General features: G+C 64.4%; 16 protein-coding genes. 7 read left to right on the top strand and 9 right to left on the bottom strand.

Going from position 1 to position 21372, the window contains the following annotated elements:
- The first annotated feature begins 569 nt into the window (after positions 1-569).
- Positions 570-3524, top strand: coding sequence for a ribonuclease E (rne, locus tag ACSVIK_RS20650; RefSeq protein ID WP_442446087.1), 2955 nt, complete (start codon positions 570-572; stop codon positions 3522-3524).
- Positions 3525-4048: 524 nt separating this feature from the next.
- Here rne and ACSVIK_RS20645 read toward each other — a convergent pair.
- The 4 genes from ACSVIK_RS20645 to ACSVIK_RS20630 are packed head-to-tail and all read right to left on the bottom strand — an operon-like array spanning position 4049 to position 7111.
- Positions 4049-4252, bottom strand: a complete 204-nt coding sequence (locus tag ACSVIK_RS20645; protein WP_442446086.1) for a hypothetical protein — start codon at positions 4250-4252, stop codon at positions 4049-4051.
- Entirely contained in the window at positions 4252-5025 is a 774-nt protein-coding gene (locus ACSVIK_RS20640; RefSeq protein ID WP_442446085.1) for an enoyl-CoA hydratase, read from the bottom strand. Before ACSVIK_RS20640 ends, ACSVIK_RS20645 begins: the two co-directional genes overlap by 1 nt.
- A gap of 30 nt (positions 5026-5055) precedes the next feature.
- Positions 5056-5991: an iron-sulfur-binding ferredoxin reductase gene (locus ACSVIK_RS20635; protein ID WP_442446084.1), complete on the bottom strand. Its 936-nt coding sequence runs from the start codon at positions 5989-5991 to the stop codon at positions 5056-5058.
- A complete protein-coding gene (locus tag ACSVIK_RS20630; RefSeq protein WP_442446083.1) occupies positions 5984-7111 on the bottom strand; it encodes a diguanylate cyclase domain-containing protein in 1128 nt (375 codons plus the stop codon). The genes ACSVIK_RS20635 and ACSVIK_RS20630 overlap by 8 nt, the downstream gene beginning before the upstream one ends.
- Positions 7112-7391: 280 nt before the next feature.
- Between ACSVIK_RS20630 and ACSVIK_RS20625 the strand changes: the two genes are divergently transcribed.
- The 3 genes from ACSVIK_RS20625 (at position 7392) to ACSVIK_RS20615 (ending at position 13075) form a co-directional block, all read left to right on the top strand.
- Entirely contained in the window at positions 7392-8915 is a 1524-nt protein-coding gene (locus tag ACSVIK_RS20625) for a fumarate hydratase (RefSeq protein WP_442446082.1), read from the top strand.
- Between the two features lie 459 nt (positions 8916-9374).
- The gene (locus tag ACSVIK_RS20620) at positions 9375-10646 is read left to right on the top strand and encodes a tetratricopeptide repeat protein (protein WP_442446081.1); all 1272 of its coding nucleotides are present in this window, start codon (positions 9375-9377) and stop codon (positions 10644-10646) included.
- The gene (locus ACSVIK_RS20615; protein WP_442446080.1) at positions 10643-13075 is read left to right on the top strand and encodes an EAL domain-containing protein; all 2433 of its coding nucleotides are present in this window, start codon (positions 10643-10645) and stop codon (positions 13073-13075) included. Before ACSVIK_RS20620 ends, ACSVIK_RS20615 begins: the two co-directional genes overlap by 4 nt.
- Before the next feature lie 212 nt (positions 13076-13287).
- Here the strand turns inward: ACSVIK_RS20615 and dsdA are convergent, their stop codons facing one another.
- Entirely contained in the window at positions 13288-14640 is a 1353-nt protein-coding gene (gene dsdA / locus ACSVIK_RS20610) for a D-serine ammonia-lyase (RefSeq protein ID WP_442446079.1), read from the bottom strand.
- A gap of 130 nt (positions 14641-14770) precedes the next feature.
- On the opposite strand from dsdA, the gene ACSVIK_RS20605 reads away from it, so the two are divergent.
- On the top strand, positions 14771-15445 hold the full coding sequence (locus ACSVIK_RS20605) for a DUF1028 domain-containing protein (RefSeq protein WP_442446078.1): 675 nt from the start codon (positions 14771-14773) through the stop codon (positions 15443-15445).
- Here the strand turns inward: ACSVIK_RS20605 and ACSVIK_RS20600 are convergent.
- Complete coding sequence (locus ACSVIK_RS20600; protein WP_442446077.1) at positions 15442-16416, bottom strand: GlxA family transcriptional regulator; 975 nt, start codon at positions 16414-16416, stop codon at positions 15442-15444. The genes ACSVIK_RS20605 and ACSVIK_RS20600 overlap by 4 nt on opposite strands.
- A 236-nt stretch (positions 16417-16652) precedes the next feature.
- Between ACSVIK_RS20600 and ACSVIK_RS20595 the strand changes: the two genes are divergently transcribed.
- Positions 16653-17201, top strand: a complete 549-nt coding sequence (locus ACSVIK_RS20595; RefSeq protein WP_442446076.1) for a cysteine hydrolase family protein — start codon at positions 16653-16655, stop codon at positions 17199-17201.
- 225 nt (positions 17202-17426) lie between these two features.
- A complete protein-coding gene (locus ACSVIK_RS20590) occupies positions 17427-18743 on the top strand; it encodes a beta-galactosidase (RefSeq protein WP_442446075.1) in 1317 nt (438 codons plus the stop codon).
- Here ACSVIK_RS20590 and zapE read toward each other — a convergent pair.
- From zapE to ACSVIK_RS20575, 3 genes are read right to left on the bottom strand one after another with little or no spacing between them, the layout of a single operon-like run.
- Positions 18738-19856, bottom strand: a complete 1119-nt coding sequence (zapE, locus tag ACSVIK_RS20585; RefSeq protein ID WP_442446074.1) for a cell division protein ZapE — start codon at positions 19854-19856, stop codon at positions 18738-18740. The two genes, ACSVIK_RS20590 and zapE, sit on opposite strands and share 6 nt — an antisense overlap.
- A complete protein-coding gene (locus tag ACSVIK_RS20580; protein WP_442446073.1) occupies positions 19853-20737 on the bottom strand; it encodes a carbon-nitrogen hydrolase family protein in 885 nt (294 codons plus the stop codon). Before ACSVIK_RS20580 ends, zapE begins: the two co-directional genes overlap by 4 nt.
- Complete coding sequence (locus ACSVIK_RS20575) at positions 20737-21324, bottom strand: GNAT family N-acetyltransferase (protein WP_442446072.1); 588 nt, start codon at positions 21322-21324, stop codon at positions 20737-20739. Before ACSVIK_RS20575 ends, ACSVIK_RS20580 begins: the two co-directional genes overlap by 1 nt.
- Positions 21325-21372: the final 48 nt, after the last annotated feature.

The following is a 21372-nucleotide window of genomic DNA, read 5'->3' as shown; positions in this document are numbered from 1 at the left end:
GCAATCATAACAATTTTTTATGGAATTGAAGCACTTAATCATTACTGCTATAGTCGCGAACGCCGCCAAAAGCGGCCTGGCTTGCGGATGATCGCCAAACTTGCCATCCCCTGCCCGCGCAATCCTTTCGGGACGTGAGGCCGTCCGACGGATTCTTCGGTTTAGAACGGCCAAAAAGGCTGCGAAGAATTCGGAAATAAAGCCTTGAGTATGATGCGCGATTCGCCCGCCGGGCGGTCGTGATAATGACAACCGCTGCGGAATCCGCGCGGCACCCGATTTTCAGCGATACGTGTAGGGTGGAGATGTACAACAGCAGGCCTGCGTAGCCTCTGGCTTGATCAAAGACGCCTTATCTCGTCCGCGACCTGCAGTTGATTCCTCCTCCTGATTGAGTGCTTTCTGTCACCACAGCAAGCAGGAGACGTCCGTCGCGACCGCAGCCTCTGATGGCGCCGTCGCTCGACAGTGGAACGATTTACGACCGTTTCTGACGCGCCTGACACCGACCCTGAGAGTCGTGTGTGCCTAACGTGGCTTCCGCTAGCCCCGGAACCCATTGGTACCACATGAAAAGAATGCTCATTAACGCAACTCAGCCCGAAGAGTTGCGTGTTGCCCTGGTAGACGGCCAAAAACTCTACGATCTGGACATCGAGTCCGGCGCCCGCGAACAGAAGAAGGCCAACATCTACAAAGGCCGCATCACCCGCGTTGAACCCAGCCTCGAAGCCGCCTTCGTCGATTTCGGCTCCGAACGCCACGGCTTCCTCCCCCTCAAAGAAATCTCCCGCGAATACTTCTCCAAGGCCCCTGAAGGCGGCCGCGTCAACATCAAGGACGTGCTCAAGGAAGGCCAGGAAGTCATCGTCCAGGTCGAGAAGGAAGAGCGCGGCAACAAGGGCGCGGCCCTGACCACCTTCATCAGCCTGGCCGGTCGTTACCTGGTGCTGATGCCGAACAACCCGCGTGCCGGTGGCATCAGCCGCCGCATCGAAGGCGAAGAGCGCAACGAACTGCGCGAAGCACTCAATGGCCTCAACGCTCCGGCCGACATGGGCCTGATCGTGCGCACCGCCGGCCTGGGTCGCTCCAGTGAAGAAATGCAGTGGGACCTCGACTACCTGCTGCAACTGTGGAGCGCCATCAAGGAAGCTTCCACCAGCCGCCCGGCCCCCTTCCTGATCTATCAGGAATCCAACGTCATCATCCGCGCCATCCGCGACTACCTGCGCCAGGACATCGGCGAAGTGCTGGTCGACAGCGTCGAAGCCCAGGAAGAAGCCCTGTCCTTCATCCAGCAGGTGATGCCGCAGTACGCCAGCAAGATCAAGCTGTACGAAGACAGCGTGCCGCTGTTCAACCGCTTCCAGATCGAAAGCCAGATCGAAACCGCTTTCCAGCGTGAAGTGAAGCTGCCGTCGGGCGGCTCCATCGTCATCGACCCGACCGAAGCCCTGGTGTCCATCGACATCAACTCGGCGCGCGCCACCAAAGGCAGCGACATCGAAGAAACCGCCCTGCAGACCAACCTGGAGGCGGCCGAGGAAATCGCCCGCCAACTGCGCCTGCGCGACATCGGTGGCCTGATCGTCATCGACTTCATCGACATGACCCCGGCGAAGAACCAGCGCGCCGTCGAAGAGAAGGTGCGTGAAGCCCTGGAAGCCGACCGTGCCCGCGTGCAGGTCGGCCGCATCTCGCGCTTCGGCCTGCTGGAAATGTCCCGTCAGCGCCTGCGTCCGTCGCTGGGCGAGACCAGCGGCATCGTCTGCCCGCGCTGCAACGGCCAAGGCATCATCCGTGACGTGGAATCGCTGTCGCTGGCCATCCTGCGCCTGATCGAAGAAGAAGCGCTGAAGGATCGCACCGCCGAAGTCCGTGCCCAGGTGCCGATCCCGGTCGCCGCCTTCCTGCTCAACGAGAAGCGCAACTCGATCACCAAGATCGAACTGCGCACCCGTGCACGCATCGTCATCCTGCCCAACGATCACCTCGAAACCCCGCACTTCGAGGTTCAGCGTCTGCGTGACGACAACCCCGAAGCGCTGAGCGGCCAGACCAGCTACGAAATCGCCGCCACTACCGAAGCCGAAGACGCCGCAGCCCACCCGGCCACCGCGACTCGCACCCTGGTTCGCCAGGAGGCCGCGATCAAGGCCGCACCGCGCAGCAACGCGCCGGTGGCCGCCGAGCCACAACCGGCTCCACTGGCCCCGACCAAGGCGCCGGAACCGAGCCTGTTCAAGGGCCTGGTCAAGTCGCTGGTCAGCCTCTTCGCCGGCAAGGAAGAAGAAGAAGCCCAGCCAGCCGTGGTAGAGAAGAAGGCCAGCGAGCGCCCACCGCGCGAAGAGCGCCGCAACGGCCGTCAGCAGAGCCGTAACCGTGGCGGTCGTCGCGACGAAGAGCGCAAGCCCCGCGAAGAGCGTGGCGCGCGTGAGGAACGTGCTCCGCGCGAAGAGCGTCAACCTCGTGAGGAGCGCCAGCCGCGTGAAGAGCGTCAGCCGCGCGAAGGCCAGGAGAACCGTCGTGAGCGTCGCCCACGCGAGGATCGCGCACCGCGTGAAGAGCGCGTGCGCGAACTGCGCGAGCCACTGGACAACAACGCAGCCGAATCGCGCAAGGAAGAACAGCGCACCGAGCGTCAGCCACGCGCCGAACGCCAGGAGCGTCAGCGTCCGCCACGCGAAGAGCGCCAGCCACGCCCGGAACAGGCCGAGGCCCTGCAGGACGAAGCGCTGCCGAACGACGAGCAACAAGGCGATGACGAGCAGGAAGGGGGTAACGAGAACGAGCGCCCACGTCGCCGCTCCCGTGGCCAGCGTCGCCGCAGCAACCGTCGCGAACGTCAGCGTGATGCCGACGGCAACCTGATCGAAAGTGCCGAGAACAGCGAGGCAGCCGCTAACAACGAAGCACAGACGGTCATTCCGGCAGCCACTGCCGCGGCCGCTGCCGTGGTTGCCGAAAGCGTCGACAGCAGCGAAAACGTCGCCAGCGAGACGCCAGAGGTCGAAGCCCCGGCCGCTCAGGTTGAAGCCCCCGTCACCGCGCCGGTCGAGGCGCAAGCCGAAGCCACGCCTAGCGAGGCGGTCGAAGCACCGGCGAGCGAGGCACCAGCCGCCGAGGCCGAGCCCGCTGTCGTGAGCGAAGTACCTGCCGCAGTCGAAACGCCGGTCGCCGAGCCGATCGCTCCAGTAGCAGAGCCGGTTGCTGAAGCCACTCAAGAGCCCGAGCCAGCTCCGGCTCCGGCGCCGGTCGAAGAAGCCGCTCCGGCACCTGCGCCGGTTCCAGCCAATGCCACCGGCCGTGCCCCGAACGATCCGCGTGAAGTGCGCCGTCGCCAGCGCGAAGCCGAGCGCCTGGCTCGTGAGGCCGCCCAGGCCGAGCAAAACGCTGCGGCACAAGAGACTGCAGCCGAACCCGCTGCCAGCCAAGAGCCTGCCGAGCAGGCTGACGAGCAGCCCAGTGAAGCCGTGGTGAGCGACGAAGCGAAGCAGGAGGACATCAAGCACAACGCTTGATGACCGAGTTCGCAACGCAAAAGGGGATGCTTCGGCATCCCCTTTTTCATGGGCAAATCGCAGGCAAAAAAAGGGGCGGGAAAACCCGCCCACTTTTTGTCCCTAGTCCCTCTGTTTCCCAACTCATCGTCCTGATGAATCGCTTCGTGCGATGTTCCTGATCATCCTCCTGACGACCTGTGCTTCTCCCTAAGCACGGGCTCGATATTACTCACGCCCGTTTCGTGCTCAACCCCATGCAAATCACCGGCAGGTCGTTTCGGCAAACAGAGCGCTTGCAAAAAACTTAGTAGTATCAATGGCTTGAAAATTTCACACAGGCAAAGCGGAAAAAATCAGAACCCGCTTGCCCTGAAGTCTGACGCGTCATGTAAGCGATGACTGACAAGCAGCATCGAAGATCCGCTGCTCGACGCCCGAACCGATCAGCAAGAAGCCTCTTCGGGCCATCGGGCGAACGAGCGGTATTGCGGTGATGCTTGCCGACCAGCCCGGCGCAGGCACGCCAGGAGTGCGTGCAGTGCTCAGGAACGCAGGAAAAAAGGAATGGCGACCAACAGGGTACCAGCCGCCACTAGCCAGAGTGTGCTGCTCATCAGGTAGGGAGCGCCCATCAGGCACATCCCGCAGAGGAAAGGAATGGGCTTGCGCTGACGCCGCCCGTAGATGACGAAGCCCAGGCCGATGCTACCGAACAGCAGGCCCCAGAGCAGAGCCGCGCTGTCCATCAGGCGAAGCTCGAGAAATCTGGCTTTCTGCGCTGCATAAACGCCGACAACGCCTCGACGGCCTCCGGCGAGCGCAGGCGCTGACCGAACAGAGCGCCCTCCTCTTCGATCACCCGGCGCAGGGCCTCACGATCCGGCGCTCGCATCAGGCGCTTGCTGTCGGCGACTGCCGAGGGTGCCAGCTCGAGAAAGCGCAAGGCCATCTCACGGGCCTTGGCCAGCGTGGCAGAGCCATCGTCGAGTGCCTGGTTGGCGATGCCCCAGGCGGCGGCCTGCTCGCCGCTGAAGCTCTGGCCGAGCAACAGCAGCTCGGCGGCCCGCGCATGCCCCAGCAGGCGTGGCAGAATCAGACTGGAACCGTATTCGGGGCACAGCCCGAGGTTGACGAAGGGCATCTTCAATTGTGCGTCGCCGCTGACGTAGACCAGATCGCAGTGCAGCAGCAAGGTGGTGCCGATCCCTACCGCCGGCCCGGCAACGGCTGCCACCACCGGCTTGGGAAAGTCGAACAGAGCCCGCATGAACTGGAACACTTCGCTGTTCAGGCCAGAAGGCGGCGCCTGCAGGAAGTCGGCGACATCGTTGCCGCTGGTGAAGCAGTGCTCGTCTCCGCTCAACAGCACCACGCGCACTGCCGCGTCGCGGGCCGCCTCGTCCAGCACCTCGGCCATACCAGCGTACATGGCGCGGGTCAGCGCGTTCTTCTTGTCCGGACGCTGCATGCGCAGGGTCAACAGGCCAGCGTCGCGTTCGATATGCAGATGTTCGCTCATGCAATGCTCCGAAGCCGTAGCCACCTGGGTCTACGCGTGGGTGAGAAAGGCGTCGGCAAACATCTGGCCGCGCGGCAAACCGGCCATGTACAGGCGCCGCGCAAAACTCTCGAGTGCCTTGGGTTGGCCGCAGAGTAAGGCGAGGGTCTGCCGCGAAACAAGGCGCAGTTCGGCCAAAGCAGCCGACAACTGCGCCGCCGTGATCAGCTCCACCTGCAGGTTGGCATGCGCCTCGGCCAATGCTTCGAGCTCGCGGGCCAGATAATGCTCGGCCGGTTCGTGCGCCAGATGCAACAGGCGGATGGCGCCGCGATGCTCCTGGCGCAACGCCTCACGCAATACGCCATAAAGAGGCGCCAGGCCGGTGCCGGCGGCCAGCAGCCAGAGCGGCCGTGTCTGCCAGTCGGCGTCATACTGCAAGGCGCCGCCACGCAGCTCACCCAGACGCAGACCGTCGCCCACCTGCAGGCTGCGCGCGGCATCGCAGAAGGCCCCCGGCTGGCGACAATCGATATGGAACTCCAACCAGTCATCCTCACCGGGCAGGCTCGCCAGCGAGTAAGGGCGCGCCACATCGCCATGCCAGAGCAGCAGATGTTGCCCGGCGCGATAGCGTAGCGGCCTGGCCGGTTGCAAACGCAGGCGTAATACCTGCGGGCTGGGCCAGTCCACTGCCATGACCTTGGCCGCCAGACCATCGCGCTGCGGGTCGAAGGGCTCGACGCTCAGATCACCGACCACCTGACACTGACAGGCCAGGCGCCAACCTTCGGCACGCTTGTCTGTCGCCAAGGCCTCGGGCTGGCGATCATGCGCCTCACCCTCGATGCAGCGCACCAGGCAGGCGTGGCAACTACCGGCGCGACAGCTATGCGGCACAGCGATACCGTTGCCCAGCAAGGCATCAAGCAGATTGCTCTGTGCGGCCACCTGAAATCGCCGCTGGCCGACCCGCAACTCAGGCATCGGCCCGTTCCCAGGTGGCCTCGCAGCGGTTACGTCCGCTGCGCTTGGCGTGATACAAGGCCTGATCGGCGCGGTGCAAGGCTTCGTCGAGGTCATCCCCGGCATTGAGCAGGGTCATGCCCATGGACAGGCTGAGTTCACCCACCTTGACGCCTATCGGCTCGGCCTTGGAGAAGGCCTCACGCAAGCGCTCGCAGCAGGCCGAGAACTGGTCGGCGTCGGTATTGGGCAACAACAGCACGAACTCCTCACCGCCATAACGGGCGATCACGTCACCGTCACGCAGGCAGGAGCGCGCGACCGAAGCGAAAGTCTGCAACACGCGATCTCCAGCGGCATGACCGTATTTGTCATTGATGCGCTTGAAATGATCGAGATCGATCAAGGCCAGACCATGCTGCCGCTCCACCTGCATCTGTTGCAACTCGCGGCTTGCCATGCGCAGGAAATGACGGCGATTGAACAAGCCGGTCAATTCATCGGTAGCGACCAGATCCTCGAGCTGGCGCATCATCCCACGCAAGGTGTCCTGATGCGCCTGCAGGGCGAAACGACGCTGACGCATGCGTTGGCGCATGGCCTGCATGTAACCGGAAAACAGGCACAGCCAGACCAGCAATACGAACAGGATCGACACCTGCAGCCAACTCAGCCCCGGATCGCTCAGGCGCATGCGATAGGCCTCGACCAGTACCATCGCGGCAAACCCCAGGAAGGCGAATACGGCACAGCGCACGAACACGCGCGGCGTCAGCTGGAAGACACCGAACAGCAGGATCAGCACGTAGAAGACCAACAGACTGCCGCGTGCGCTGTCGAAGCAGGCCTGCACCAGCGGTTGCCAGGCCAGCGCCACCAGCACCTGCGCCTCGGTGAGGCTGGGATCCTCGAAACGCAGGTTCTGCCCCGAGAGGAACAGGGCCAGGAACACCAACTGACTGGCGAAAACCCCGAGCGTCAACCATGCCGCACTGCTGACGGAGCCCACGAACAGATCGTTGAGCACAGCGAGCCAGCAAACGAGCGCCATCATCACATAGGTCGTGAATGCCATGGCGAAGCGTTTGAGCAGAAGATTTTGCAGGCTGCTTTGCGTGGCTCGTCGTCTGGTTGAGCTCATGGGCTCCGTCCCATACTGGCATCATGCCTTACTCTACAGATGTGCCCGGCAAAAGCCTAGGGAAGCGATAAGCCGGCGTCACGATCCCCAGCGGCTGTGCCCGTTCCAGCGGGTGCGTTATACTGCCGCGCCTTTTTCGGCCCCACTTCGAGCACCAGGGCGACACGGCGCGACTGCAAGGTCGCCGCGCCCGGGTAATTGCTGAGGGTGCCCTTTTGCCGTTGCGCCGAGTCACGATTCGGCGCTTGCCTACCGATGTTCCCAGCCAGAGGAGCGCCCCATGACCGTGATCAAGCAGGACGACCTGATTCAGAGCGTCGCCGACGCCCTGCAGTTCATCTCCTATTACCACCCCGTCGACTTCATCCAGGCCATGCACGAGGCCTACCTGAAGGAAGAGTCCCCGGCCGCCAAGGACGCCATGGCGCAGATCCTGATCAACTCGCGCATGTGCGCCACCGGCCACCGCCCGATCTGCCAGGACACCGGTATCGTCACGGTATTCGTCAAGGTGGGCATGGACGTGCGCTGGGACGGCGCCACCATGAGCGTCGACGACATGATCAACGAGGGCGTGCGCCGCGCCTACAACCTGCCGGAGAACGTGCTGCGTGCGTCGATCCTGGCCGACCCGGCAGGCGCGCGCAAGAACACCAAGGACAACACCCCGGCGGTGATCCACTACTCCCTCGTTCCCGGTGACAAGGTGGAAGTGGACGTAGCAGCCAAGGGCGGCGGCTCCGAGAACAAGTCGAAGATGGCCATGCTCAACCCGTCCGACTCCATCGTCGACTGGGTACTCAAGACCGTGCCGACCATGGGCGCCGGCTGGTGCCCGCCGGGCATGCTCGGCATCGGCATCGGCGGCACTGCCGAGAAGGCGGCGGTGATGGCCAAGGAAGTGCTGATGGAGCACATCGACATCCACGAGCTGAAAGCCCGCGGCCCGCAGAACCGCATCGAGGAACTGCGTCTGGAGCTGTTCGACAAGGTCAACCAACTGGGCATCGGCGCCCAGGGGCTGGGCGGCCTGACCACCGTGCTCGACGTCAAGATCATGGACTACCCGACCCACGCTGCCTCCTTGCCGGTGTGCATGATCCCCAACTGCGCCGCCACCCGCCACGCTCACTTCGTGCTCGACGGCTCCGGCCCGGCCTCGCTGGAGGCACCGGATCTGGATGCCTACCCGGAAATCGTCTGGGAAGCCGGCCCGAGCGCGCGCCGCGTCAACCTCGACAGCATCACCCCGGAAGAAGTGCAGAGCTGGAAGCCAGGCGAGACCATCCTGCTCAACGGCAAGATGCTCACCGGCCGCGACGCCGCGCACAAGCGCATGGTCGACATGCTGAACAAGGGCGAAGCGCTGCCGGTGGATCTGAAAGGCCGCTTCATCTACTACGTCGGCCCGGTCGATCCGGTCGGTGACGAAGTAGTCGGCCCAGCCGGCCCGACCACCGCCACCCGTATGGACAAGTTCACCCGTCAGATCCTGGAAAGCACCGGCCTGCTGGGCATGATCGGCAAGTCCGAGCGCGGCCCCATCGCCATCGAGGCGATCAAGGACAACAAGGCCGTGTACCTGATGGCCGTCGGCGGCGCCGCCTATCTGGTCGCCCAGGCGATCAAGGCCTCGAAGACCGTCGCCTTCCCCGAGCTGGGCATGGAGGCAATCTACGAGTTCGAGGTCAAGGACATGCCGGTCACCGTCGCGGTCGACACCAACGGCGAGTCGGTGCACAACACCGGCCCGGCGATCTGGAGCAAGAAGATCGCCGACAGCCTGGCAGTCGAGATCAAGTAAGCATCACAGCGTTACCCACGAACCCGGCCCAGTGCCGGGTTCGTCGTTTTCTGGCAGCCGTGCCCACCCGTCATACCCGCCCCGCTCCCCGTGACAGCCTGCCACTAAAATGCCATTATCTGGGCCTAGAGTATCCATTACGTGCGATCTCGCTGCATGAGGTCATGGGTTTCAGCAGTCGAGATCATGAAAACAGTGCAGATCACCAGCCGATCGCAGGCCCAGCAAGCCTTTCGCTAGCGTCTCCTCAGACCATGGGGCGCAAAGATCGAGCGCCAATCTGCTTCCCTGGAGCGCGGCTTGCAAGATATCGAGCGCCCCTCTGAAAGCCTGCCCACACATCGTTCATCGAGATACCTGCAGGGCAATGGATAGGCGGTTGTCCTACCAGCCCTGATCAATCTCTTCGCCCCCAGCAGGCGTCCTGCGGGGGCTCGAGCGGAACCAAAGAGCATCAGCATGACCCTTGACTCGGCAGCATCCAATAGAGCCCACAGCCCCGCCCTGCATGCGCGCGGATGGACAGCGCACGAGGGCCTCGCCAGGCCCGATCGCTGCAGCTCGCACCTGAGCCGTCTGGCGGCATTCGCCGCGTTCGCGGCCGCGCTGCTGCTCTCGGGCTGCGCCACCAAGCCAGAGGCCGACACCCCAAACCAGGAGGCCAGGACTGGCCTTGCTCACAGCGAATATCAGGCACTGCTGGATCAACCCTATATCGACCCACTGGCGGACTATCTCGTGCGCTACCGCACTGACCCGAGCCGGGCCGAGTACCTCAAGCAGGTCAGCGCGGAACGGGAAAAGCGTTGCGCAGTGATCGCCAGGCGCTACCAGGACAGAGCGCCGACCCCGGCCAATCTGAGAAAGCTCAGGAGCGGCTACGGCGTCGCCTGCCCGGCCGTCGTCGCCGACTTTGCTGCACGCCTGGCTGCGCAGGGCGGCAAGGTCGAAACACCCAGTCCGAGCACGCCAGCGCCCGAGGCACCCAAAGCAGCGCCGGTCTCGTCGAAAGAACTGCAGAGCTGCTATTTGCTGTTCTCCATCGCCAACTACCGCGAAGCCGAGCGAGTCTGTCGCGACCCGGCCCAGGCAGGCGATGCCAGAGCCCAATACAACATGGCCGCCATCGCCCAGGTACTACAGCGCACCCCGGAGTCGCTCGAATGGACGCGCAAGGCCGTGGCTCAGGGTTTGCCAGAAGCCGAGCTGCACCTCGGCTTGTTGTATCTGGAAGGCAAGGGCCTGCCCAAGGATGCCGGCCAAGCATTGAAATGGTTTGAAACCGCAGGCGATCGCGGGCTGGCCGAAGCGAACTACCGCGCCGGCCTGATGCATTACCGAGGCGATGGAGTTCCGCAAGCCTCCGACAAGGCCAGGCAACGCTTCCTGGCAGCCGCACAGAAGGGTAATGCCAAGGCTCAGATGCTCCTCGCCGAGCTATACGAGAAGGGCCTAGGCGGTGCTGCCGACACCGACGCCGCGCGGCGCTGGTTGCGCAAGGCGGCGGAGAATGGCCTGGCGCAGGCGCAAAGCCGCCTGGGAACGCTCTACGCCAAAGGTGAAGGCGTGCAGCAAGACGACGCGGAAGCCTTCTATTGGCTAAGCCTCGCCACGGCTGGCGGAAACGCTGGCGCGAGGTCGCTACGTGACGATGTCGCCCAGGCCCTCACCCCCGAGCAACTCGAAGCCGCCCGTGAGCGCCTGAACCAGAGGCTGGAGCGCCGACCATGAACGCCAATCGCCTGGCCGGCATGATGCGCTGGATACGCGTGCCATCAGCAATTGGCGACCGGGGGGACATGAAGTCCCTGAAAAAGCTGATCATGGCCATCCTGTTGCTGTTGGTGACCCTGTTCATGTCCGGCATGGGCCTGATGTCCTGGTTGAACCTGAGCTACTCGCAAGAAGCCATGTCAGCCCTGAGGATGCGCCAGATCGAGGATACCTTTCACGCCAACCTCGACCGCATCGACAGCCAGCACAAACTGCTGGAGATGCATACCAGCGCACTGGCGCGCCTCGGTGAGCTTTTCTATCGCCAGCGGCACAAGGGCGCCAGCAACACGCAGACCTTCGAGCGCGCCCTGATCGAACGCGTGCGCAACTTTCCCGAAGCCTACGGCGGCGGCATCTGGTTCACTCCCTTCACCTATACGCCCAGGCAACGCGCGTTCGCCCTGTTCGCCCATTGGGACAAGAATGCCGTCGCCATCGACCCCAGGTACAACGACGAGTCCTCCCCCTACATGGAGCAGGACTGGTACAAGACCGCCCTGCCGACCGAACAGTGTGCGTCTTGCCCGCAGAGCTTTCACTGGACACCGGCCTACTACGACCCCATCGCCGAGAATGCCATGCTGTCGGTCACGGCCTGCATGTATGACGATCAAGGCAAGTTCATCGGCCTCGCCAGCACTACCTGGCGCAACGATGACATCATGCGCCTGGTGCGCTCGGTGGACGTGACGCAGAGCAGCTTTGCCTTTTTCATCGATGGCAACGATCGCAAACTGTCCAGCCTCACCATGGGCAAGAACGCCGATACCAGCCAGGCGATCATGGACTCGCTGTCCAACGATTACTTCTCCTCGCCAGCCGCCGCGCCGGAAATCTCCTCTTCCGGGCGTTTTCGCGTACCGGTGATGGTACACAGGCTATCGATAGAGGGGCGCGACTACAGGCTGTTCGTCTCCAAGACACGGGCCAACATGACCTTCGGTATCGGCGTGCCGCAAGACGAAATCGACTCCGTGCTAACCCCCATGCGGCAGAGCAACCTGCGCATCGCCATCGCCACGGGCATCGTGCTGCTCGTGCTGTCGATGGTCATTCTGTACATCGTCGCCACCATCATGCGCCTGCTCCAGGCCCTCTACACCGATGCCCTGACCCAGCTCGAGAACCGCGCGAAACTGTTGCACGACACGCACGTGCCGGGCCACGAGAGCCTCATTCTGGTCAACATCGACGCCTTCAAGGAAATCAACGACTTCTACGGTCACCAGTGTGGCGACAACCTGCTGCGCGAACTGGCCGAGGCCCTGAGCGCGTTCGTCGCCCGCGAGTCGGCCTGGTCGGACTGCGTGCTCTACAAGCTGCCTGCCGACGAGTTCGCGGTGCGCTTCCCCGTCCCTCTGGACCCGGACGACCTGGAGGCACGCATGGCGGCCCTGGCGGCCTTCGCCGGCACCCAGGTATTTCGGTGGGACGGCCAGGAGTTCGGCATTTCGGTGACCCAGGGCGCTGCCACCAGCGCCCGTGGCCCGCACACGGCCAATGGCGCGGAGCTGCTGTCCTGCGCCAATATCGCGCTCAAGCTCGCCAGGCGCCAGCACAGGCATTTCGGCGTCTACGATCCCGCGCTCAGGGTCAGGGAAGAATACGAGCACAACCTGCTCTGGGCCTCCCTGCTCAGAGCCGGGCTGCAGGAAGACCGGGTCGTGCCCTTCTTCCAGCCGATCCTCAACAACCACAGCGGCAAGGTGGAGAAGTTCGAGTGCCTGGTGCGCCTGATAAACGAACAGGGCCAACCGGTGAGCCCGGGCCTGTTCCTGGACATTGCCAAGAAACTGCGGATTTATGGCCAGATTACCCGGATCATGGTGGACAAGAGCTTCGCTCAGTTCCGCGACGAAACCTTCGACTTCTCCCTCAACCTGTCCTATGAAGACCTCACCGACCCTGCCACCATCAGTTTCATCAGGACGCGCCTGAAGGAGACCGGCATAGGCCCCCGAGTGATCTTCGAGATTCTCGAATCCGAAGGCATCAAGAACTATGACGAGGTCAAGGCCTTCATCGACGATGTGAAAACCTTCGGTGCCAGAGTGGCCATCGACGACTTCGGCGCGGGTTACTCCAACTTCGAGCATTTGCTCCGCCTGGGCGCCGACATCATCAAGATCGACGGCAGCCTGATCCACAATCTGGACAACGACGCCAACGCCCGCACCATCACCCGCGGCATCGTCCAGTTCGCCCGCAAGTTGCGCATGCAGATAGTCGCCGAGTTCGTGCATTCACGCTCGGTACAAGAACGCGTTGTGCACCTGGGCATCGACTACTCTCAGGGCGCCTGGCTCGGCATGCCTGCCGCACAGCTCTGTGACCGCGTGCCAGAAGATTCTTCCGCTGAGGCGTACAAGCCCGTAGCGCCATAGGACTGAGCACCCCGGCGCACGCCTCGGCGCTTCACGGGCCCGCCGCAGAGCCGGGCTCGCACCAGGGGCCGTCACGGCAATAGCAGGCCGTTGAAAAACGTAGGCGAGGCAGCCAGTGCAAGGCAAAAACAGCCGAAAAAGCGCAGTTTACGTGTTGTAAATGAGCATTTTGAGGCTGTTTTTAACGCAGCAATGGCAACGTAGGTAGTTTTTCAACGGCCTGATAGCTGTCGACCACGCGCCAGATAGCTGTCCATCTCCACCTGCGGCACCATGCTGCCGCCCGTGGCCCAGACCAGATGGGTCGCCCGCGCCAGACGCTGCGGGGTCAGGCCCATGCGCTGGCGATAGCCCTGCTGCTCGGCCAGAACATGCAAAACACCGGGCATACCGGCCAGGGCCGAAGGCTCCAGACGCTGACCCTCGGTCTGCTCCAGTAGCGCCAGGTAACGGAACATCTGTTCGTCGCTGACCGTGTAGTAGCCATCGATCAGCCGCTGCATGGCACGGCCGACGAAGCCGGATGGGCGACCGACCGCCAGACCGTCTGCGGCAGTACGGTTGTCGATGCCGAAGTCCTGCACCGCCAGCTCGTCGTGCCGGCCCGTATGCACGCCAAGCAGCATACAGGGCGAGTGCGTCGGCTCGGCGAACAGGCAATGCACTGCATCGCCGAACGCCAGCTTGAGACCGAACGCCACGCCACCCGGCCCGCCGCCGACGCCACAGGGCAGGTAGACGAACAGCGGATGCTCGGCATCGACCACCACACCAGCCGTCGCCAGTTGCTGCTTGAGGCGTTCACCGGCCACCGCGTAGCCGAGAAACAGGTGCCTGGAGTTCTCGTCATCGACGAAGTGGCAGCGCGGGTCGCCCTCGGCCTGGCGCCGCCCCTGCTCCACCGCGACGCTGTAGTCGCTGGCGTACTCGACCACCGTCACGCCATGCTCTCGCAGCTTGTCCTTCTTCCACTGGCGGGCATCGGCGGACATATGCACGGTGGCCTGAAAGCCCAGGCGCGCACTGATGATGCCGATGGACAGGCCGAGGTTGCCGGTGGAGCCGACCGCCACCTGATAACCGCCGAAGAAGGCGCGCATCGCGTCGCTGTCGAGGCAGGCATAATCGTCATCGAGGCTGAGCAGCCCGGCCGCCAGCGCCAGATCCTCGGCATGCTTGAGCACCTCGTAAATGCCGCCACGGGCCTTGATCGAACCGGAGATGGGTAGATGGCTGTCACGCTTGAGCCACAGCGCGCCGATCCCGCCTGCGGCCTGCGCCTCATCGCGCAGCAGCGCCTGCATCCCTGGCAACGGCAGGATGTCCGACTCGATGATGCCGCCGCTGCCGGCCGTCTGCGGGAATACCCGCGCCAGATAAGGCGCGAAACGTGCCAGGCGGGCGCTGGCCTCGGCCACATCGGCCGCACTCAGACCGACGTCGGCCAGCGCCTCGGCAGCAGGCACCACGGCAGGGTTGAACCAACTGGTTTCGCGCAGAGCGATCAGTTCGTCGAGCAGCGGGTATTGCGCACACCAGTCGGCGAGCGGTTTGCCAAGGATCATGGCGGTACTCCTGATTGCATGCACTGGACTGCGTGCATTAGACGCTGCCCAGGCTGATCAGGCAAAGCCAACCAAGCGGAACGATCCCCCTCCTGGTCAGGCCTAAACTGAAAATCGCCGAGGAGTCGCCATGACCTTTTCCCTTATCGCCCGCTGCCCGCATAGCGGACAATTCGGCGTTGCCGCTGCCACGGCCATGCCGGCGGTGGGCAAGTTGCTCAGCCATGCCGCTGCCGGCGTGGGCGCGGTGGCGACCCAGGCCCAGGTCAATCCCTATCTCGGCCTGGATGGCCTTGCGCTGCTGCGCCAGGGGCTTTCGGCCGCCGAGGCGCTGACGCGTCTGCACGCCACCGATCCCTGCATGGCCCTGCGCCAATGTGCGTTGATCGATGCGCGTGGCGACACCGTTTGCTGGACGGGTGAGCGCTGCATTCCCTGGGCCGGCTCACTGAGCGGCGAGCAGTTTTCCGTGCAGGGTAATCGCCTGGTCGGGCCACAGGTGCTGGACGCCGTGGCCGAGGCCTTTTGCCGCGCAGGGCAGCGCCCGCTGATCGACCGCCTGATCGAGGCGCTGGCCGCTGGCGATCGCTGCGGCGGTGATCGCCATGGCGAGTCCTCCGCGGTGATCTACATAGTGGATCAGGAGCAATACCCGCTCTGGGACATCCGCGTCGATCACCACCGCGACCCGGTGGCCGAACTGCGCCGCCTGCATGCCGTATTCGCCCGCGAAGTGCTGCCGGAGATACTCGCCATGCCCACCCGGCAGAACCCGGCGGGCAAGGCGGCGGAAGAGTCGGTCTAACGAGCCGCGGTGCCGAAGCGCCGACGATAATCACCTGGCGATAGCCCCACCAGGCGGGCGAACACCTTGCGGAAGGCGCCACTGTCGCGATAGCCCACCTGCCAGGCCACCTGATCGATGCTCTGGCGGGTGAATTCGAGCAACTCGCGGGCTTTGGTCACGCGCAACTGCTGGCAGTACTCGGTGGGTTTCAGCCCGGTGGCAGCACGAAAACGTCGCAGGAAGGTACGCTCGCCCAGGCCGGCACGCGCGGCCATGTCCGCCAGCCCCGCTTCGGCGCCGGCCTCGCCCTGCAGCCAGTGCTGCACCGCCAGCACTGCCGCATCGCCATGGTCGAAGCTGGGCACGAAATGGCTGAAGTGCCGCTGCGATTCACGGTTCAGATCCACCACCAGAAAACGCGCAGTTTCCGCGGCGACGGTCGGCCCCAGCAGGCGTGTCACCAGGGCCAGGCCCAGGTCGGTCCAGGCCATCAGCCCCCCCGCCGTGATCAGGTCGCCGTCATCGACCACCATGCGCTCCGGTAGCACCTGCACCTGGGGGAAACGCGCCGCCAGTTCCGCAGCCAGCGCCCAGTGCGTGGTCACCCTGCGCCCATCGAGCAGGCCGGCATGGGCCAGCGGGAAAGCACCAGCGCAGACCGAGGCCAGGGTCACCCCTACGCCATGCTGCTGGCGTAACCAGTCGCCATAGCAGGCGGCCAGCGGCTGCTCGGCATCACCGCCCAGGCAAGGCGGCAGGATCACCACCTGCGGCGCCCCGCCGGCCTGCGGCAGGCTGTCGAACACGCGCACCAACGCTCCCGCTGCATCCGCCTGCCAGTGACTGATACGCAGGCTCGGCAGGCCCTGCCGCTGCTGCTCGGCAACCATACGGTTGGCCACAGCGAACAGATCGCCCAGGCCATGCACCGCCGCCAGTTGCACACCGGGATACAGCAACAGCCCGATCTCCAGGCAACGCTCGCTCATTGTCAGTTTTTCCCCGCAGATTGTCGGCCTCGCCCATCCTCGCATCAGCGCCGCAGCGCTAGGCTCTGTACGAAAAGTCGTCGAGCGAAGGTCAGGCAAGGCGAAATCACTCGAAGAAGCGCAGTTTACGTGTTGTAAATGAGCATTCTGAGAGTGATTTCAACGCAGCATCACCGAGCGCAGGCACTTTTCGTACAAAGCCTAAGGTGTGCACACATCATCCCACGGAGAGCCCCATGAGCAAGCGTGCCCTGATCCTCATCGACATCCAGAACGATTATTTTGCAGGCGGCAAGTGGCCCCTGGCGGGCATGGACAGTGCCGCCAGCAACGCCGCCCGTGTGCTCGAGGCGGCTCGCGCGGCAGGCGATACGGTGATTCACGTTCGCCATGAGTTCGAGAGCGACGACGCCCCCTTCTTCGCCCCCGGCAGCGAGGGCGCGCGCCTGCATGCCAGCGTGCTGCCGCAGGTGGGCGAGGCCATGGTGCTCAAGCACCAGGTCAACGCCTTCCTTGGCACAGAGCTGAAAGCGCAACTGGATGCCGCCGCCATCGAACAAGTGATCCTGGTAGGCGCCATGAGCCACATGTGCATCGCCGCCGCCGCGCGCGCCAGCGCCGACTTCGGCTACGCCACCACGGTGATTCACGACGCCTGCGCCACCCACGACCAGACCTTCGAGGGCAGCACGATCCCCGCCGCCCAGGTGCATGCAGCCAATATGGCGGCGCTGGCGTTCGCCTACGCCACGGTGCTCTCCACCGAGCAGTATCTGGCCGGCTGATCGCTTGCCAAGACGACGGTTTGCGCCCACTGGCAAACCGTCGTTCGCGGCCTTGGCGCTGCCAAGTGCAGCAGCGAATCGCCAATATTCAGGCGCAGCAAAACGCCATCAAACCGTCAGTCGCCTGATCACTGCCCTCCATCCGCAAGCAGACCCAGCGCACATCAGCGCCGGCCCGCCGCTCCTATGCTGCAATCCCGAGTCACCCAGCTAGGGAGAACAGCCATGTTCCACTACCTGTACAAAGGGTTCGCCACCCTCCTGCTGGCCGCAGGCGTCGCCTTTGCCGCCCAGGCCGCCCCCTCCTATTCGATGAAGGCACCGCGCACGGTGGCCTGGGCCGATTTTCTCGGCCTCAACGTACAACTGCCCTGGTTTCCCGAAGCGGCCTACCGCCAGCAGATCGCCAAGCTCAAGGAGCTGGAGCTGCAGTGGATTCGCATGGGCCTGCACTGGGATCGTCTGGAGCCCGCCCCCGGGCAATGGCAATGGGCAGAGGTCGACCGGGTGATGCAGGTGGTCGAGCAAGAGCAACTCAAGCCGCTGATCTACCTGGTGGGCTCGGCGCCCTTCGCCACCTCCGCGCCCAGCGGCGTGAGCAATCGCGACCAGTACCCGCCGATCAACGCCCAGCTATTCGCCAGCAGCTTCGCTACCCTGGCCAGCCGCTATCCCTACGCCAAGGCCTGGCAGGTGTGGAACGAGCAGAACATTCCCTCCTTCTGGCAACCGGCGGAAAACCCGCTGCAGTACCAGCAGTTGCTGGAAAGCAGCCTGAACGCCCTGGCCAGCGCCCGCCCGGACGCGACCCAGGTGATCGGCGGCAATGCCTACTACAGCCAGATGCCGGTGCGTGGCGGCCTGATGCTCGAAGCGCTGCTGCGCCTCGGCAGCGTCAAGCGTGACCGCGTCACGGCCTACCACCCCTACAGCCAGGAACCGGAAGGCGACGTGCCCGGTGCAGGCGATTTCATCAGCAACGCCAACACCGTCAACCAGTACCTGCGCCAGTACGGCAGCGGGCCGATCTGGGCCACCGAGTTCGGCTGGTCGAGCTACCCCGGCCCAGCGGAACTGCAGCCGATCATCGGCGAACAGGGCCAGGCCGACTATATGTTGCGGCGCCTGGCCCTGATGAGCGCGATGGATTTCGACCGGGTGTTTCTCTTCACCCTGAGCGACCTGGATGCCCGCGCCACGCCGCGTGACCGCTTCTATGGTCTGCTGCGCCTGGATGGCAGCGAGAAGCCGGCCTACCAGGCCCTCAAACGCTTCCTGCAGATCAGCGGCCCCCGCCTGACGCCGCTGAACCCACCGAGCTTCGCCAACGCCCCGGCCGGCATGCTCAGCATTGCCTGGCAGCGTGCCGACGGCCGCTGGCTGTGGTGGTTCTGGGCACAGGAGGAAGGCAGCGTACGCCTGTCGCGCAACGGCAGTGGCACCCTGTACAACCCGCTGCAGGGCACCAGCCAGAGCGTGCAATCCAGCGGCGGTGGCATCACCGTCAAGGTCAGCCGCGAGCTGCAGATGCTCTTGCTATGAGCGGCCGAAGCGCTCCAACTGCATCTCGCGCAAACGGCTGAGCGTGCGGCGAAAGGCAAACTCCAGGTAGCCCTGGGTGTACAGCTCATCCAGCGCCACCTCGGCCTCGATATACAGCGGCACGCGGCGGTCGTAGCACTCGTCGACCAGGGCGATGAAACGCCGCACCGCATCGTCGTTGCGCGCCAGCGCCGGCAACTGCCGATCCCCGGCATCGACCCGCTCGGCAGCGTCCTCGGTGCCACGGGCAATGCGCCCCTCACACGGCTCGCCACCCAGGCACGGTACCCCGTCAAGCAGGATGGCCGGAAAGCGCCCGCACAACTCGATGAAATCCGGCGCGGCCAGCGGCTGTTCACACAGCTCACCGAAGCGGCACCACAGCGCTGCCGAACTGTTGCCCAGACAGGCGATATGCCGGTGGCTCAGTTCGACCGGCTCATAGCTGACCACCTGGCCCTGACTCAAGCGGGCGAACAACTCGGCCAGCGCCTGTGGCTGCTGCACCCAGTAGCGTTGCACCTCGGTGCCAGGGTGCAGACGATGATCCTGCTCGCCGTCCACAGCCACCACCTGCATATGCGCCTCGAGCGCGGCGATGGCCGGCAGGAAACGCTCGCGGTTGAAACCGTCGGCATAAAGCTGATCCGGCGGCTGGTTGGAAGTGGCCACCAGCACCACGCCCTGCTCCACCACCAGGCTAAGCAGGCGGCCCAGCAACATGGCATCGCCGATGTCAGTGACGAACAGTTCGTCGAAGCACAGAACACGCACCTCGCGCCCCAGCTCCTCAGCCAGCAGACGCAGTGGGTCGGCATTGCCGGTCAGCTCGAACTGGCGGCGATGCACCCACTGCATGAAGTGATGGAAATGCTGACGTCGCGCCGGCACATGCAGGCTGTTGTAGAAGCTGTCCATCAGCCAGGTTTTGCCGCGCCCCACCGGCCCCCAGAGGTACACGCCGGGCGGATATTCCCCGTGATGCAAGGCCTGGTGGCAACGCTGCAGCGCCTCGACCGCACGGCGCTGCGCGGCATCGGCGACGAAGCCACCCGCCAGTGCCTGCTCATAAGCAGCCAGCGGCGAGCCTGGCAATGCCTCTGGCGCGTTCAACGCAGCACCAGCCGGCCGTCGTCGAACTGTTTTGGCCAGTCGCGCCGGGTGAATACCTGGCCCGCCTCACGCACCCGGCGCACCTCGGCCAGATCCAGCTCGGCGATCAGCCAGTGACTGCGCGTGGGGCACAGCGCTTCGCTCTCGGCAATCACGCCACTAGCCGGCATGCCATAGTCCGACGGCACGTACAGCGCGGCGCGGCCGATATTCTCGTCCAACGCTGGCGACCAGGGTGCCAGGCCCACCGTGGGCGATTGCAGCACGGCAATCTGGTTTTCCAGCGCTCGTGCCTGGGCGCCGATGCGCACACGATAGAAGCCGGCCTCGGTATCGGTGCAACTGGGCGCCAGAATCAGATCGACTCCGGCCTCGGCCAGGGTGCGCGCCAGCAGCGGAAACTCGTTGTCATAGCAGATCAGGATGCCCAGCTTGCCAAGCGCCGTGTCGAACACCTTGAGCCCGCTGCCAGCGGCGATCTGCCATTGCTCCAGCTCGAAGCGGGTCATCATCAGCTTGTCCTGGCTGCCCAGGCAGCCGTCCGGGCCGAACAGCCAGGCGCGATTGCGGTAGACGCCGTCATCATCCAGCACGGCTACCGAGCCGGGTTGCAGATAGACCTGCAGCCGCCGCGCCAGGCTCTCGCACAATTCCAACCAGCGCGGCAGCAGCGCCTGGATGCCAGCGATGGAGCCGTGCAGGTCACTGCGTTCTGCTTCCGGCAACTGCCCGGTCAGCACCAGCCCGGCGTATTCCGGCAGCAGCAACAGCTCGGCGCCCTGCCCCGCCGCCTCTTCGCAAAGCCTGGTGAGGTGTTCGGCGTAGGCATCCCAGCTGGTCAGCAGATCGATGTGATATTGGCAGGCGGCAACCTTGATCATCAGTTGAGCTCCTTGAGCCAGAACGACATGGGCTTAGCCGATTCCTCGGCTTCGTCCAGGTCGCGCCAGTGGTACTGGGTATGCAGTTCGGGATGATGGCGATAGCCCCGGCGCGCCCAGAAGGCATCCAGTGGCTGATAATCGGCGGGCCGCCGCGGGTGGTCAGCCGGGCGCTGCACGGCGCAGAAGGCGCACCAGTCGAAGCGACCCAGCTTGCGCGCATGGGCCTCGCGCTCGGCGAAGAAGCGCACGCCCAGGCCATGGCCGCGCCAGGCCGGCAACACCACCGACTCAGCGCAATAGAAGATGCGCGCAGGGTCCCAGCCCGCCGAGAGGAAGGGCTGTTGGAATTCCAGGGTTTCGTCAGCCAGCGGCAGCGCCGTGGAGGCGCCGACCACTTGGCCCGCGTCCCGTACCAGCACGCACAGGCTTTCGGCACTGCGCACATAGGTGTCGAGGTATTCGGCCTCGTAGTCGAGGCTGCCGTCGTAGAGGTAGGGGAATTCGCGGAAGACCGTGATGCGCAAATGCGCCAGGTCTTCGATATGGGGCGCTATCTGCCGCCCCTGGAGCAATTCGATGTCCATCTGGAGTCGTTCGCCAGCAGCAGGGTGACGCCGGCGGCTATGCCGGCA

It is taken from the genome of Pseudomonas sp. NCHU5216 (genome assembly GCF_052156495.1).
In the GTDB taxonomy this organism is placed as follows: Bacteria; Pseudomonadota; Gammaproteobacteria; order Pseudomonadales; family Pseudomonadaceae; genus Aquipseudomonas.
The sequence above is the reverse complement of the archived record's forward strand: the minus strand, read 5'-3'. Positions and strand labels throughout refer to the sequence as shown.

Excerpts from the sequence above, each read along its gene's own strand:
- ACSVIK_RS20630 (WP_442446083.1), bottom strand. The coding sequence starts at position 7,111 with ATGAGCTCAACCAGACGACGAGCCACGCAAAGCAGCCTGCAAAATCTT.
- ACSVIK_RS20620 (WP_442446081.1), top strand. The coding sequence starts at position 9,375 with ATGACCCTTGACTCGGCAGCATCCAATAGAGCCCACAGCCCCGCCCTG.
- rne (WP_442446087.1), top strand. The coding sequence starts at position 570 with ATGAAAAGAATGCTCATTAACGCAACTCAGCCCGAAGAGTTGCGTGTT.
- ACSVIK_RS20635 (WP_442446084.1), bottom strand. The coding sequence starts at position 5,991 with ATGCCTGAGTTGCGGGTCGGCCAGCGGCGATTTCAGGTGGCCGCACAG.
- ACSVIK_RS20625 (WP_442446082.1), top strand. The coding sequence starts at position 7,392 with ATGACCGTGATCAAGCAGGACGACCTGATTCAGAGCGTCGCCGACGCC.
- ACSVIK_RS20640 (WP_442446085.1), bottom strand. The coding sequence starts at position 5,025 with ATGAGCGAACATCTGCATATCGAACGCGACGCTGGCCTGTTGACCCTG.
- ACSVIK_RS20600 (WP_442446077.1), bottom strand. The coding sequence starts at position 16,416 with ATGAGCGAGCGTTGCCTGGAGATCGGGCTGTTGCTGTATCCCGGTGTG.
- dsdA (WP_442446079.1), bottom strand. The coding sequence starts at position 14,640 with ATGATCCTTGGCAAACCGCTCGCCGACTGGTGTGCGCAATACCCGCTG.
- ACSVIK_RS20580 (WP_442446073.1), bottom strand. The coding sequence starts at position 20,737 with ATGATCAAGGTTGCCGCCTGCCAATATCACATCGATCTGCTGACCAGC.
- ACSVIK_RS20590 (WP_442446075.1), top strand. The coding sequence starts at position 17,427 with ATGTTCCACTACCTGTACAAAGGGTTCGCCACCCTCCTGCTGGCCGCA.
- ACSVIK_RS20595 (WP_442446076.1), top strand. The coding sequence starts at position 16,653 with ATGAGCAAGCGTGCCCTGATCCTCATCGACATCCAGAACGATTATTTT.
- ACSVIK_RS20605 (WP_442446078.1), top strand. The coding sequence starts at position 14,771 with ATGACCTTTTCCCTTATCGCCCGCTGCCCGCATAGCGGACAATTCGGC.
- ACSVIK_RS20575 (WP_442446072.1), bottom strand. The coding sequence starts at position 21,324 with ATGGACATCGAATTGCTCCAGGGGCGGCAGATAGCGCCCCATATCGAA.
- ACSVIK_RS20615 (WP_442446080.1), top strand. The coding sequence starts at position 10,643 with ATGAACGCCAATCGCCTGGCCGGCATGATGCGCTGGATACGCGTGCCA.
- ACSVIK_RS20645 (WP_442446086.1), bottom strand. The coding sequence starts at position 4,252 with ATGGACAGCGCGGCTCTGCTCTGGGGCCTGCTGTTCGGTAGCATCGGC.